General features: G+C 39.9%; 16 protein-coding genes and 1 riboswitch. Of the genes, 12 read left to right on the top strand and 4 right to left on the bottom strand.

Going from position 1 to position 13,939, the window contains the following annotated elements:
* Window positions 1–39 precede the first annotated feature (39 nt).
* Window positions 40–255 carry a hypothetical protein gene (locus AC3WR0_RS17785; RefSeq protein WP_492553557.1) on the top strand — a complete coding sequence of 72 codons (216 nt, stop codon included), beginning with the start codon at window positions 40–42 and terminating at the stop codon, window positions 253–255.
* 17 nt (window positions 256–272) lie between these two features.
* On the opposite strand, the gene AC3WR0_RS17780 is transcribed toward AC3WR0_RS17785, so the two are convergent.
* Window positions 273–2,363, bottom strand: a complete 2,091-nt coding sequence (locus AC3WR0_RS17780) for a DNA topoisomerase III (RefSeq protein WP_492553565.1) — start codon at window positions 2,361–2,363, stop codon at window positions 273–275.
* 295 nt (window positions 2,364–2,658) lie between these two features.
* On the opposite strand from AC3WR0_RS17780, the gene hutH reads away from it, so the two are divergent.
* Window positions 2,659–4,167 carry a histidine ammonia-lyase gene (gene hutH, locus AC3WR0_RS17775; protein ID WP_492553556.1) on the top strand — a complete coding sequence of 503 codons (1,509 nt, stop codon included), beginning with the start codon at window positions 2,659–2,661 and terminating at the stop codon, window positions 4,165–4,167.
* A gap of 17 nt (window positions 4,168–4,184) precedes the next feature.
* Here hutH and AC3WR0_RS17770 read toward each other — a convergent pair whose 3' ends face one another.
* The gene (locus AC3WR0_RS17770) at window positions 4,185–4,349 is read right to left on the bottom strand and encodes a hypothetical protein (RefSeq protein ID WP_492553555.1); all 165 of its coding nucleotides are present in this window, start codon (window positions 4,347–4,349) and stop codon (window positions 4,185–4,187) included.
* A gap of 485 nt (window positions 4,350–4,834) precedes the next feature.
* Here AC3WR0_RS17770 and AC3WR0_RS17765 point away from each other — a divergent pair, with 485 nt between their 5' ends.
* The 7 genes from AC3WR0_RS17765 (at window position 4,835) to AC3WR0_RS17735 (ending at window position 10,799) form a co-directional block, all read left to right on the top strand.
* Window positions 4,835–5,446 (top strand): peroxiredoxin, encoded by a 612-nt coding sequence (locus AC3WR0_RS17765; RefSeq protein ID WP_492553554.1) that lies wholly within the window; start codon window positions 4,835–4,837, stop codon window positions 5,444–5,446.
* 115 nt (window positions 5,447–5,561) lie between these two features.
* Window positions 5,562–5,936, top strand: coding sequence for a DnaJ family domain-containing protein (locus AC3WR0_RS17760; protein ID WP_492553553.1), 375 nt, complete (start codon window positions 5,562–5,564; stop codon window positions 5,934–5,936).
* Between the two features lie 240 nt (window positions 5,937–6,176).
* Window positions 6,177–6,971, top strand: coding sequence for a flagellar motor stator protein MotA (motA, locus tag AC3WR0_RS17755; RefSeq protein ID WP_492553552.1), 795 nt, complete (start codon window positions 6,177–6,179; stop codon window positions 6,969–6,971).
* Window positions 6,964–7,737, top strand: a complete 774-nt coding sequence (gene motB, locus AC3WR0_RS17750; protein ID WP_492553551.1) for a flagellar motor protein MotB — start codon at window positions 6,964–6,966, stop codon at window positions 7,735–7,737. Before motA ends, motB begins: the two co-directional genes overlap by 8 nt.
* Window positions 7,738–7,963: 226 nt before the next feature.
* Window positions 7,964–9,001 (top strand): carbohydrate kinase family protein, encoded by a 1,038-nt coding sequence (locus AC3WR0_RS17745; protein ID WP_492553550.1) that lies wholly within the window; start codon window positions 7,964–7,966, stop codon window positions 8,999–9,001.
* Window positions 9,001–9,927 (top strand): pseudouridine-5'-phosphate glycosidase, encoded by a 927-nt coding sequence (locus tag AC3WR0_RS17740; RefSeq protein WP_492553564.1) that lies wholly within the window; start codon window positions 9,001–9,003, stop codon window positions 9,925–9,927. Before AC3WR0_RS17745 ends, AC3WR0_RS17740 begins: the two co-directional genes overlap by 1 nt.
* Before the next feature lie 595 nt (window positions 9,928–10,522).
* A riboswitch (cyclic di-GMP riboswitch) is annotated at window positions 10,523–10,612 on the top strand.
* A gap of 28 nt (window positions 10,613–10,640) precedes the next feature.
* Complete coding sequence (locus AC3WR0_RS17735) at window positions 10,641–10,799, top strand: anti-repressor SinI family protein (RefSeq protein WP_492553549.1); 159 nt, start codon at window positions 10,641–10,643, stop codon at window positions 10,797–10,799.
* Between the two features lie 79 nt (window positions 10,800–10,878).
* On the opposite strand, the gene AC3WR0_RS17730 is transcribed toward AC3WR0_RS17735, so the two are convergent.
* The gene (locus AC3WR0_RS17730) at window positions 10,879–11,205 is read right to left on the bottom strand and encodes a helix-turn-helix domain-containing protein (protein WP_166027307.1); all 327 of its coding nucleotides are present in this window, start codon (window positions 11,203–11,205) and stop codon (window positions 10,879–10,881) included.
* A gap of 199 nt (window positions 11,206–11,404) precedes the next feature.
* On the opposite strand from AC3WR0_RS17730, the gene AC3WR0_RS17725 reads away from it, so the two are divergent.
* Window positions 11,405–11,920 (top strand): type 1 glutamine amidotransferase domain-containing protein, encoded by a 516-nt coding sequence (locus AC3WR0_RS17725; RefSeq protein WP_492553548.1) that lies wholly within the window; start codon window positions 11,405–11,407, stop codon window positions 11,918–11,920.
* 135 nt (window positions 11,921–12,055) lie between these two features.
* A complete protein-coding gene (gene map, locus AC3WR0_RS17720) occupies window positions 12,056–12,805 on the top strand; it encodes a type I methionyl aminopeptidase (protein WP_492553547.1) in 750 nt (249 codons plus the stop codon).
* 255 nt (window positions 12,806–13,060) lie between these two features.
* On the opposite strand, the gene AC3WR0_RS17715 is transcribed toward map, so the two are convergent.
* The gene (locus AC3WR0_RS17715; RefSeq protein WP_027320965.1) at window positions 13,061–13,285 is read right to left on the bottom strand and encodes a DUF1128 domain-containing protein; all 225 of its coding nucleotides are present in this window, start codon (window positions 13,283–13,285) and stop codon (window positions 13,061–13,063) included.
* Window positions 13,286–13,501: 216 nt separating this feature from the next.
* Here AC3WR0_RS17715 and AC3WR0_RS17710 point away from each other — a divergent pair, with 216 nt between their 5' ends.
* Window positions 13,502–13,930, top strand: a complete 429-nt coding sequence (locus tag AC3WR0_RS17710; protein WP_492553546.1) for a YtxH domain-containing protein — start codon at window positions 13,502–13,504, stop codon at window positions 13,928–13,930.
* Window positions 13,931–13,939 lie beyond the last annotated feature (9 nt).

Genomic DNA, 13,939 nt, shown 5'->3' with positions numbered 1-13,939 from the left:
TTTTCGTAGTTGAAAACAGTGTTGCCAAGAGTGAATAAAATGACTCTTTCTTTTTACACAATTATATGGACTCAATCCGTTTTCAGGAAGGAAATGCACGAAATCGAGGAAGAAATGCACGTTTTCAGGAAGGAAATGCACGAATCGAAAAAAGAATGCACGATTCAGAGAGGAAATGCACGTATTTGCATCGGAATACACACCAAAACGGGGACGAAGGTTCAAAGGGAAACCATTACAAAAACCGGGCTATAAGCCCGGTTCTCAAAATTTTAGTCTTCTTTATTTAATGCTTGTTTCAGCAAATCTCCAAGACTTGTTCCAAAGTCTTCTTTTTGTGTGTACTTTTGGACAAGCTTCCGTTCTTCGTGCTTGTTGACAGCCTTTTTCCTCTCCTCCGCTTTTTCTACGATATTACAGCGGCGGCATTGAAAATACAAACCAGCTTTTCCTTCATGAAGCTCCATTTTCTTATGACATTGTGGACATTTGCGATTAGACAGCTTTGGATCCTTCCGTCTGCGGTAGGAGCATTCAAGGTTCGAACAGACTAGAATTTTTCCATCCTTTGTATTTCTTTCTTTTAGGAAGGAGTCGCATTCCGGGCATTTAGAGCCAGTCAGATTATGTGCACGATAGGACTTATCACTAATTTTAACTTCAGATACAAGCTGTTCCGTCTGCTTCCGGATTTTTTTAGAAAATGCTTTAGGATCAGCTTTACCCTTTGAAATTAACTCAAGCTCCTTTTCCCATTTAGCTGTAAGTTCAGGGGAGGTTAGCTCATCATTTACCAGCTCAATAAGCTGCTGGCCCTTTTTAGTAGGATGGAAACGCCCGTTTTTACGCTCAACTACTTCGGTTTCAACGAGACGTTCAATAATTTCCGCCCTAGTTGCCGGTGTACCGAGCCCGAACTTTTCCATTTGCCCCAATATATCAGCTTCAGAATAACGAGTCGGAGGTTCAGTCCATTTTTGCTGAAGAGAAGGCTCTTTTATATTGAAAGACTGTCCCTGTGAAAGCTTTTGCACGGATTGATTTTCAATAGGAGCATCCTCTTTGCCCAATACCTGTTTAAAGCCTGGATTAATAATAACTGTTTCAGTAGCTTTAAATGTTTCGCCCTCTGCCTGGAATACGGTCTGTATAGTTTCATACTCATAGGCTGGCAAAAATAAAGCCAGAAATCTGCGGGCAATCATGTCATACAGCTTTCGTTCATCGTTATCCAAATTGCTAAGCACCAAACGTTCTTCTGTAGGAATAATCGCGTGGTGGTCTGTTACTTTTTCATTATTAAATACGCGCTTCGCTAGCACCTTCCCTTTATTAGCAATAAGTGGACGGACTTCATCTTTATAGCTTGAACTCATTCCCTGGAGCCGGTCGAGCATAGTTGATTCCATGTCAGAGGTTAAATATCGGGAATCGGTCCGAGGATAGGTGACAATTTTATATTGTTCATAAAGCCTTTGCAGTGTTGATAAAGTCTTTTTAGCGGAAAACCCGAATCGTTTATTTGCATCTCTTTGCAATTCTGTTAAATCGTAAGGTAGTGGCTGAGGGTCACTCTTTTTCCTTCGATCGATCTTCTCGATTACAGCCTTAGTACCTTGCAATTTCTCAACAATTTTTTCAGCAGCTTCTTTATCGAAAATTCGTTTCTCATTATTTTTTTCCCAATCAGCTGTAAAGGGACCAATATCTGCTTTAATGGTCCAATATTCTTTAGGCGTAAACTTCTGTATTTGCGTTTCACGTTCCATAACCATAGCAAGAGTTGGCGTCTGAACACGGCCTGCAGAAAGAGGGTCTTTGTATTTAGTGGTTAAAGCCCTTGTAATATTCAATCCAATCAGCCAGTCAGCTTCTGCCCGGCACACGGCAGAATGGTAGAGATTATCAAACTCTTTCCCGGGTTTTAGATTTCGGAAGCCGTCTTTAATAGCCCGATCGGTTTGTGAGGAAATCCACAGGCGCTTAATAGGCTTGTTCCAGTGTGCCTTTTCAAGAATCCAGCGTGCTACAAGCTCACCTTCACGGCCTGCATCGGTGGCAATAATGCACTCTTTAATGTCTTTCCGTTTCATCAGACTTTCTATCGCTCTGTATTGGTGATTTGTCTGCTTGATTACCTGCAGCCCCATTTTAGGAGGGATGATCGGAAGGTCCTCCAGATTCCAGGTTTTATATTTATTATCATAATGCTCTGGCATTTTAAGCTCGATCAAATGTCCAAGCGCCCAAGTCACAATATACTGGTCGCCTTCTAAATAACTTTTATGTGTTTGTCTGCAACCGAGAACACGTGCCAGTTCCCGGGCAACACTCGGTTTTTCTGCGAGTACAAGAGATTTCATAATAACTCCTTTCAAATAGGCAAATTACCTCCCTACAGTATAACGGATATTTTGTGATTTTTGTAATCGGGCAGTTTAAAAGGTTACAAAGGAAAATCTTTATTGACAAAAAGAATTTGCAACACATACAATAAAGATAATTACTTGTAAATTCAGAAATTTGCAGGTGGATAGGGATGATGGAGATGAAAGGTTCAATAGGGGTACTTTTCATAAAAGAGGCTGGGATTCAAATCTAAATGATTTGAAACCCAGCCTCTTTCTTTATTTTACTAATGCGGTAGAGGTGAGAAAGATGGTTATTCTGACTGGAAACACATTATCACTTGAACTGGTAAAGGAAATTCTTTTTCAAAATAAACTAGTGGCCGCTTCACAGGATAGTATGGATGCTGTTCAAAAGAGCAGGGATGCAGTGGAACGGATTGTTCAAGAGAAAAAAGTTGTATATGGGATCAATACGGGTTTTGGAAAATTTAGTGATGTTCTTATTGAACAGGAAAATGTTCGTGATTTACAGCTGAACCTAATCCGGTCACATGCCTGTGGAGTAGGGGAGCCTTTCCCTGAAGGGGTTTCCAAGGCCATGTTATTACTAAGGGCCAATGCACTGCTCAAGGGGTATTCCGGAGTGCGGCCTGTTATTATTGAAAGACTCCTTGATATGGTTAATAAAAACATTATCCCAATAATTCCACAGCAGGGATCACTTGGTGCTAGCGGTGATCTTGCGCCTCTTTCGCACCTGGCGCTGACCTTGATTGGTGAGGGCAAAGTTTTTTACAAAGGGGAAAAAATAAATTCCGAAGAAGCTTTTAGGCAGGAGGGTATATTCCCAGTTACACTCGAAGCGAAAGAAGGGCTTGCTTTAATCAATGGGACTCAGGCTATGACAGCAATGGGAGTGATTGGTTATCTTGAGGCAGAACAGGCAGCCAGACAAAGCGAAATCATTGCTGCTATTACGCTTGAAGGCCTTAAAGGCATCATTGATGCCTTTGATGAGGACATCCATATTGCAAGGGGATATCGGCAGCAGATTGAAACAGCTGAACGGATTCGCCATTATTTAAGAGGCAGTCAATTAACAACAAAGCAAGGGGAAATAAGAGTTCAGGATGCTTATTCCTTAAGATGTATTCCACAGGTGCATGGGGCTTCCTGGCAGGTTCTTGACTACGTAAAAGAAAAACTTGAAATTGAAATGAATGCCGCAACGGATAATCCGCTTATTTTTGATAATGGGGAAAAGGTCATATCAGGTGGGAACTTTCATGGTCAGCCGATAGCCTTTGCCATGGACTTTATGAAAATTGCTGCAGCAGAGCTTGCGAATATTTCGGAACGTCGCATTGAACGGCTTGTAAACCCTCAGCTTAATGACCTCCCTGCATTTCTTAGCCCGGAACCAGGACTGCAATCTGGTGCAATGATAATGCAATATGCGGCTGCTTCGCTGGTTTCGGAAAATAAGACACTAGCACATCCTGCAAGTGTGGATTCAATCCCATCATCGGCAAACCAGGAAGATCATGTAAGCATGGGGACTATTGCTGCAAGGCATGCTTACCAGATTATACAAAACATGAGAAGAGTTTTGGCAATTGAACTGATTTGTGCTTTGGAGGCTGTGGAATTTAGAGGAACTGAAAAAATGGCTGAGCTGACCAAAAGCTTTTATGAAAAGGGCAGAATGATTGTGCCAAAAATCTTGAAAGATAGAATCTTTTCAAAGGATATTGAAGCCGTTTCTGAATGGCTCAAAAATATGGACTGGAACAGTTTAAGCGAACCTGTCAGTTAAAAAATGAGGCGTGAATATCACGCCTCATTTTCATCTTCTACTCTGTTTTTAAAGGCTTCTTGAGTAACAATTAATTCCTCGTCATGAACTGCCTCTTTAGTATGTTTTTCTGTTAGGACATCTGACGGAAAATCTCCAGGATGATGCTTCTTTTTATGATTAAAACTTACTCCTCGTGACATAGGGCCCCTCCTTTCTTGTCGTTTAGGAAATTACGGATTTTTACCAAGTGGATAACTCCGAACTAGGTTATTGTAATCCAGCTCCATCGCCCAGCCAGTTTTCCTCGAGAATTTGCTTCTTTGAATATCTTGTGAGGATCATGACCGATAGGTGATGATTCGAACAGCTCGGGTCATAAGCCAAATCACTTCAGAAATCAGGACAAGGAAAGCTTCGGAAGCATCCGCATCGCACGAAGGAAAAGCTTTAGCTTTTCCGAGGATGACTACGTGATTCGTCTTATGCCTGTTGGAGGCCCACAGGAAGTGGGTCAGGAAGGCGTTGCCACAGGACGTGGCGATTTTAGCCTTTCATCATCTAACCAGGGCGCTTGCGCCTTTTGTTCCTCACCTTTAGCTTTCCCAATGCTTAGCGAAATATGACGTTCCTTTTATAGGGCAAATGCATATCAATATAAAGGAAACCAGGGGAAAGGAGTGCAGTTATGCCGGATGAATTATATGCCAGTGACCTGGCGGCAGGACCATCCTTTTTTTATGCCACCAGGGATGATAAAGCACCGCTATTTACAGCGGATGGTGTACTGGATGGCGAAATAAAAAAGTACAGCCTTACTGATTATAGAGGAAAATGGGTTTTGCTTTTCTTTTATCCCTCCGATTTTACTTTCGTTTGACCGACGGAACTAGCGGCGGTCGCTGCTGTTCATAACAGGTTAAAAGCATTGAACACCGAAGTGTTGGCTATAAGTACAGATAGTGTATTCTCTCATAAAGTATTTTTGGAGACCTCACCTTCCCTTAAAGATGTTCATTATCCCATTCTAAGTGACAGGAATCAGGAAATTAGCAAAGCATACCGGGTGCTGGATGAAGCGTCTGGGGCTACTTTTCGTGGATCCTTTTTTATTAATCCCGATTTAATTATTACAGCAAAATTTATTTATCCGCGGGAAGTTGGCCGTAATCTTGAAGAACATATAAGGCTATTGCAAGGACTTCAATATGCTGTCAAAACCGGGGAAGGGGTGCCTGCAAATTGGCAGCCTGGCCAGTCAGGTATGAAACGGGACCCAAAGATGATAGGGAAGATTTGAGCTTTTAACTGGAAGTACCCTCTTTCGGGATAAACAGCTTTAGAAACTGGAAGGTAGCTGGTATAATTAACAGATACTAATGGTGTTAAAGCTGAAATCCCGGGGAGGCAGGACAATGGATTTTACACATATAATCGAGGATAAAATTCGCAGGGCTTACGACGACGGAGAGTTTGAGAATCTTCCTGGCCTAGGAAAACCCCTAATCCTTGAAGATTTCTCTGGAATTCCCGAAGAGCTAAGAATGGCATACAGATTATTGAAAAATGCAGGATATAGTGAAGAAGAAAACCAGATAAAAAAAGAAATGATGACGATTGAAGATTTAATTAGAAAGTGCCAGGACTCCGAAGAAAAGAAGAATCTCCAAAAAAGGCTGAATCAGAAACTTCATCGTTACAATGGTATGATGTCCAAAAAAGGTGCACAAACAAATTCTTCCCTATTTAAAAATTACGAGCAAAAAATCCATAAAAAATTAGGTATTTAAATGAAGGGCCAAGGCAATCAAGGATTGCTTTGACCCTTTTTGCTTACATAAGAATAATTTGAAATGGAAGATAGGGGCACTGCTCCCTTGTTCATAATTAATGATAACTAAAAAATTCCGCAGTAAAAGAAAATTTAATTTAAAGAAACACTTAAAAAATCAGGAAATATGTCGAAATAAAAAGAAAAGGAATCTTTTAAAAGACAGTTATTTAATGGCACATGAGATAGGTGAGGACGCATGGATAAAACATCAATAATAGGTATCATACTTGCTTTTTTAGCTGTAGGGGTGGGAATGGTTTTTAAAGGAGTCCCCCTTATTGCTTTGGCTAATCCAGCCGCTTTTTTAATCATTATAGCGGGAACAATTGCAGCTGTTACCATTGCATTTCCAACGAATGAACTTAAAAGAGTTCCAAAGCTTTTTGGAATCCTTTTTAAGGAGCAAAAACTGCTTAAGCCATCCGACATGATCAGAATGTTTTCAGAATGGGCCCAGCTTGCCAGGAAGGAAGGCTTGCTTGCATTAGAGGCAAAAACAGGGGAGGTCGATGATCCATTTTTAAGAAATGGTTTATCGCTTGCCGTTGATGGACAAAGTGCAGAATACATACGTGATGTGCTGTCTGAGGAAATAGAGGCAATGGAAGAGAGACATCTATCTGGAGCCGGTATTTTTACGCAGGCTGGAACCTACGCACCTACACTTGGAGTTTTGGGAGCAGTACTTGGTTTGATTGCTGCTTTAACCCACATGAATGACCAGGAAGAACTGGGCAGAGCCATTTCAGCTGCATTCGTTGCTACATTGCTCGGAATCTTTACCGGATATGTTTTATGGCATCCTTTTGCAAATAAATTAAAACGCAAGTCACAGCAGGAGGCAAAACAAAAACAAATGATGGTTGAAGGAATTCTCTCGATACTTGAAGGAGAAGCACCAAGGGTAATAGAGCAAAAACTAGCTTCTTATCTTCCGGCAGGTGAGCGCAGAAAGTTTCTTGAAGAAAGCGTTGTGGCTCAGAATGAGTAGACGCAGGAAAAAGAAACATCATGAAGATCACATGGATGAATCATGGTTAATTCCTTATGCCGACCTGCTCACTCTACTGCTTGCTCTATTCATTGTTCTTTTCGCTATGAGCTCCATAGATGCACAGAAGTTTCAGCTTATGTCCAAAGCATTTAACGAGATGTTTACAGGTGGTACAGGCTTGATGGATTTTCAAAGCCCTATGAGTGACGGGGCCGCTGATTCACCTGATTTAAAAAAGCAGGAGGTCCCTAAATCTGCAAGCAAGAAAGACCAGGAGAATGCTGCAAAATTGAGGGATCAGGAAGAGCTTAAAGCACTGCAGGGAAAAGTCCAGGCCTATATCAGTCAAAAAGGGCTTACAGATAAGCTTCAGACTTCTTTGACAGATGAAGGTCTCCTTATTTCAATAAGAGACAATGTTTTATTCAATTCAGGAAGTGCAGACATCCGAGGTGAGGATATTAAAACAGCAGGGGAAATTGCCGATCTGCTCATTATGGATCCGCCAAGGAATATTATTATCAGCGGGCATACAGATAATGTGCCTATTAGAAATTCGCGGTATCAATCAAACTGGGAGTTAAGCGTAATGCGGGCCGTCAGCTTTATGAAAATTATTCTGCAGAACGATAAGCTGGACCCTCGCTGGTTTAGTGCTAAAGGTTTTGGAGAGTATCAGCCGGTTGCCCCAAATAATACTCCTGATGGCAAGGCAAGAAATAGAAGGGTGGAAATTTTAATTCTGCCTCGCAGCAAAAGCTAAATCATTTATTGGTTTAGCTTTTTATTTTATCTTTTCTATTCTATTTAAGCCTTCGAAACTTCACTTTTCTTTTAACTCTATATTCAAAAATTCATATTACGGGATAAATTCTTAAAGGATTTCCTGAGGTTTTAACGAATATATTTATTAGAGAAGGAAAACGTTTGCGCAGTCGAGGGAATGCTGGGAAACATCCTGCCTGCGATAACGGGAGATGAGATAAGCGATGGATCAAGTTGAGAAAAATACTTTATTAGATATCCTTGGAAAAGAACCGCATTTTACAGAATCACACGAAATGAATGAATTAAAAAGAAAGCCTGATATTTTGTGCATCGGAGGAGCCAATGTCGATCGCAAAATTCAATCGATAAATGACCTCATATTGGGAACCTCCAATCCAGCTAAAAGCGTTGTTTCATGCGGAGGGGTAGCTAGGAATATTGCTGAGAACTTGGGAAGGCTAGGCTGTAACCCTTCTTTGCTGTCATTTATGGGAAATGACCCTGAAGGCAAGTGGATTGTTAATCAGTCAAAAGAATTTGTGAATTTTGCTCCGTCTGAAATACTTGAAAATCAGCTAACAGGATCATACACAGCTGTTCTTGATTCGGAGGGTGAAATGGCTGTAGCTTTAGCAGATATGGAGATTTATGAAAGTGTAAATACAGCATTAATAGACAGCAAATGGCCGTTTATTTCGCAGGCAGAGTTTATCTTACTGGATACTAATTTTCCTGCTGCTGTTTTGGAGAAAATTATTCATTACTGCAAAACTGAACAAATCCCTTTATGTATTGCTCCTGTTTCTGCTCCGAAAATTAAAAGATTGCCTGCTTGCCTTAAAGGTGTGGAGTGGGTAATTACTAACAAGTCGGAGGCAGAAGCACTATCAGGAGTGGATATTCTTTCAGAAGGAGATTTTTTCAAGGCGGCAGAAGCTATCCTGGCGAAAGGCGCAGAGAGAACTGTTATTACACGCGGTGATAAGGGATTGATTTACTTTACCAAAAATGGAGAGGCAGGCGTTCTTCACTCTCCATCTGTTCCGGTAATGGATGTAACGGGAGCAGGAGATGCACTAATAGCCGGAATCCTTTATGCATTTACAAAAGGAATTGATATGGAGAATTGCTGTAAAATTGGAGCCGCTTGTTCGATTATTACTTTGCAGTCTATAGAAACAGTTAGTTCAAAATTAACATCTCACGAACTTCAGGAAACGTTTCGCAAATTTTTTAGCAAGGGGGTAATCAAACATTGATAAATAAATATTTAACCTATTCAGATGAAGTAAAGCAGGCGAAAGCTGCAGGAATGCCAATTGTAGCACTTGAATCCACTATTATTTCACACGGTATGCCTTATCCTCGCAATGTGGAGACTGCAAGGGAAGTTGAAGAGATTATCCGAAACAATGGTGCTGTACCGGCCACAATTGCCATAATAGATGGAAAAATTAAAATTGGTCTCTCTGAAGACGAGCTTGAATTTCTAGCTGTGAGCAAGGATATTGAAAAAGCAAGCAGAAGGGATCTTCCTTATCTTCTTGCAACTGAAAAACATGGTGCTACTACAGTTGCTGCTACAATGATTTGCGCGCAGCTTGCAGGTATTGAAGTATTTGTTACAGGCGGCCTTGGAGGTGTGCATAGGGAAGCTGAAAAGACGATGGACATTTCAGCAGATTTACAGGAACTAGCTAAAACCAATGTAGCAATAGTATGTGCGGGTGCGAAGTCGATCCTTGATCTTGGGTTAACAATGGAATATTTAGAGACTCAGGGTGTGCCTGTAGTTGGATATCAAACAGAAGTACTTCCGGCATTTTACACAAGAACCAGTCCTTATAAGGTCAATTTTAAGATTAACTCATCTGAAGAGGCGGCTAAGCTTATACGGGTGAAGTGGAACCTTGGACTGGATGGTGGTGTTGTAATTGCAAATCCAATACCTGAAGGTGCGGCGCTGGAGGAACAATATATTAATCAAATTATAGAGACCGCTTTAATAGAGGCAAATGAAAAAAGGATTAAAGGAAAAGAAGTTACTCCATTTTTATTAAAAAGGGTAAAAGAACTGACTGAAGGTAAAAGTCTCGAAGCAAACATAGCTTTAGTCAAAAACAATGCGGAAATTGGAGCCAAAATTGCTGTTGAATTGAAAACTCAAGATATAAAGCTCCTGTAAGGGGCTTTTTTTGTATGGATTTTTTTGGAATGGCTCTACCCTGAACTAACTTTGGAACACTGTTAGTTATTTCATACTGCCAATTTTTTTGCATGGAGGTATGTCTGATTATTAGGGAATTGGGAGGGGCGGCACTTCTCGAAATCGCATTTAGGATTATTGGAGGATGCTAGTTCTATGTCCTGTGGAAAAATGGGCTGGTAACCCTGGAATGAGGGACGATGAGAAAGCCTGACATTTTGTCCGCGAAAAGCAAGCGCTGGGAGTGGAAATCAACATGAAAGATTAACAAGGTCTAAAAAATTTTGAGAAAATTAGGAATAAAGTAATGATTTTTTTACAATTGGCTGGTTATTTTAAAGTTGAGTCGACGAAAAATTTAACTTTTTTAACAAATTAGATTGTAAATAAGCATATTTTACTAAAAAGTAAAAAAACTATGACAGTAATTTGGTGAATATTGAAACAATTTGTATATAACTTACTGGATATTTGTGACAAAAAGCAACACAGTACGAAAAAAGAACTATATATAATAAACATACCGATAATACTTAAGTATGTAAGCAAATTTAATAATTAAATCAAACAATAAAGCAGAAAAAGGCAAACCCGTTGAAAAACTGGGACGCAAAGCTGCAGATCTAAGGCAGAGAGTAACTGTTAGGATGGCTGAGCTGCCTGGAATACGATTGTATTTTAGGGGTGGAAAAGTGGTAAAAACAATGAAAATGGTTGAAGGCTTAGATCAGGAATGGATGGATCTAATATTGGAAGCACGCAACTTGGGGATTGAAATGGAAATGGTAAGAAATTTTTTCAAGCAAAACGGAACAAAAGAGTTAGTTGCAGTGAGTGAAAACAATCAATAAGCCATTTTTCTGCCAGAAAGCACTTATTTTATTATTAGTGATAGTAACACAATAAAAAGAGGCTTGCCAATGGCATGCCTCATTTGTTTGGTTGATTAATACGCCATCTATTAAATTCCAGGAATTCGCGAAATTGATCTTTAGAAACACCAGAGCTCATAGCTTCTTTTACAAGCTTCATCCATTCAGAGTCAAGGTCATCTGGGTTCATTTCATCATGAATGAAATGATCAACAGGAACATGCAGCACAGCTGCAATTTTTTCAAGAAATTGAATGGAAGGATTCCTCTGTAGGTTTCTTTCCAAAGAACTTATATAGGATTTGGCAACACCTGCCTGTTCAGCTAGTTCAGATATTGACATTTTCTTTTCTAACCTGAGTTTTTTTACTCTGTCACCAATCATTTATCTCACTCACCTTATTTTCTCTATATTAATCATGATAACAAATAGAAACAAAAAGTTCCATATTAAGAACGAAAATGGTAATGAAAATTAACTTCTTACATAAGCAGTAACTGTTTTTTTAAAATAAAATTCTGTTTTAAATACGAGAGCAGAGGGAAAACAATAACTGAACTTATTTAAAAGGAGCTGACACCATATGCCAAAGAAAATCGCTTGTTTAATTACATCCATGTTTGAGGACTCAGAATATAGCGAGCCGGCAAAAGCATTTCAGGAGGCTGGGCATGAAGTAGTGACCATTGAAAAGGAAACTGGCAAAACAGTTCAAGGTAAGCAGGGAAAAGTTTCTGTTAAAATCGATAAGAGTGTTGATGAAGTTTCCCCTGAAGATTTCGATGCGCTATTTTTACCAGGAGGATTTTCTCCTGATATTTTAAGAGCAGATGAACGGTTTGTTAATTTTACAAAAGCATTCATGGACGCAAAAAAGCCTGTTTTAGCTATCTGTCATGGTCCGCAGCTTCTCATAACAGCTAAGACACTTGATGGCAGACATGTAACGGGCTATAAATCCATTAGGGTGGATCTTGAAAATGCAGGAGCAACTTTTTCAGATGAGGAAGTGGTTGTTTGCGGAAACCAGCTTGTAACAAGCAGAGATCCTAACGATATTCCTGCCTTTACTCGGGAATCTTTAAAGCTACTACAATAATTCGTCGCCAATCCCCCCAGTATGGGGGGATTTTTTATTTTTTTTTTGAAATATTGCTTCACAAAGGCTAATATTAAAGAGGAATTCCATACAATAGGATAGTAGATAGCGGCAAGTCAGAAAGGCGTGAAATGAATGATAGTCTTAAAATCTCAGCGTGAGATTGAATTAATGAAAAAGTCTGGAGAGGTTTTGGCAGCCACTCATCGGGAAATCGCTAAGATGATTAAACCCGGAATCACTACCTGGGAAATTGAGGAGTTTGTTGATGAATTTCTAAAGGAAAATGGGGCAACACCGGAGCAGAAGGGATATAAGGGGTATAAATATGCTACCTGTGCCAGCCTAAATGATGAAATTTGCCATGGCTTTCCTCGGAAATCACCGCTCAATGAAGGCGATATTGTAACAATTGATATGGTAGTAAACCTAAATGGTGCTCTTTCGGATTCTGCATGGACATATGCGGTAGGAAAAGTTTCAGAAGAAACACAACGTTTGTTAAATGTAACAAAAGAAGCTTTATATAGGGGAATAGGGGTCTCTGTCGAAGGCAATCGTGTTGGAGATATCGGCCATGCCATTCAAACCTATGTGGAGGCAGAGGGTTTTTCAGTCGTACGCGACTTTATTGGCCACGGAATTGGGGCAGTTATTCACGAAAAACCAGAGGTGCCTCACTATGGACTTCCCGGAAAAGGTCCAAGATTAAAAGAGGGTATGGTTTTTACGATTGAACCGATGGTCAATGTTGGTCGTCATGAATCCAAAATGGACAATAATGGATGGACAGCAAGAACTATTGATGCCAAGTATTCAGCCCAATATGAACATACCATTGCCATTACTAAAAATGGACCAATCATCTTAACAGACCAAGGCTAAATATCTTCATTGAAAATAAAAACCCGCTGCCGAAGAAGCAACGGGTTTTTAGAAATCTTTAAATTTTCTTGTCTAGCTCTAGCGCCTAGCGAATTTTCAGCTCTGAGCAGCTTCTTTGAGATCTTGGCATCAAGTATAAACTTCTCACAGCCAGTGTACATCCCACTTCTCCGTACGATAAGTCAACATCGAATTGGAAGCTCTTCGGTGTTGTCTAGCTTCAGTTCCACGGGAGGTGGCTAATCTACGCTTTACTTATTGCTTTCGAAGATTTCCAAGCTCTTCTACTAAAGCTTGCATTTCGTTTGGACTAAAAGAGTTTTTTCGCATAACCAGTTCATAGATTTCTTTTAGCTCTTCATACATTTCTTCGTCAAAATGAGAAGGCTTGATGGCTCCAAGGTTTAATACGTTTAATTTTTCTTTTATTTGTTCAATCATATATTCAACATTTTCAATTGATTTTTGTGATAAATCCATACCGACCTTCCTTTCCATTTAATTAATCCCATCTTTCCATGTTGCAGTAAAAAAGTCAATTAAAATTCTACATACAGCTGGATGTTTGGCCAGGTTTTAAAGGGGGAAGGATTAAAACATGTAATCGCAGGGTTAATCAGTTGAGAATGAAGATAAGTGCTTGCGGGATGAAAAAGAGATTGCGCCAAATTTTAATTTTTTTAAGGAGAGATATAAATGTCGGGTACAAGCGGTTTCTGGAAGGGAATTTTGTGGGGAGCAATTGCCGGAGGCACCCTAAGCTTATTAAAAAAAGAAACAAGACAATCAGTATTGGAAGGCTGTAAAAATGCATCAGGAAACATTTCACAGGTAATAAAGAATCCCGGAAAAGTATCAGAACAGCTGAAAACGGCAGCTTCTAAGCTTCGTTCCACGGTGGAGGATGTAGTGGAAGATTTATCTTACATTGCGGACAAAGTGGAAGAGTTAAAGGACGTGACTCCGCAGGTTACAGAAATTTTTAAAGAAACAAAGGAAGCTTTTTCAAAGGCTAGCTCGCTTCCTGTTGTTAAATATGAAAAGACTGTAAGGGAAGAACCTTTAAGTGAACCGGAGGCAACACCGGAAGCCTTATTGGAAGATGAGAAAACCTTACAGGTTTGAGGAGGAGAT

The sequence above is a fragment of the Neobacillus sp. FW104-15D2 genome (assembly GCF_058790155.1).
This window is presented reverse-complemented; position numbering and strand designations above follow the sequence as displayed.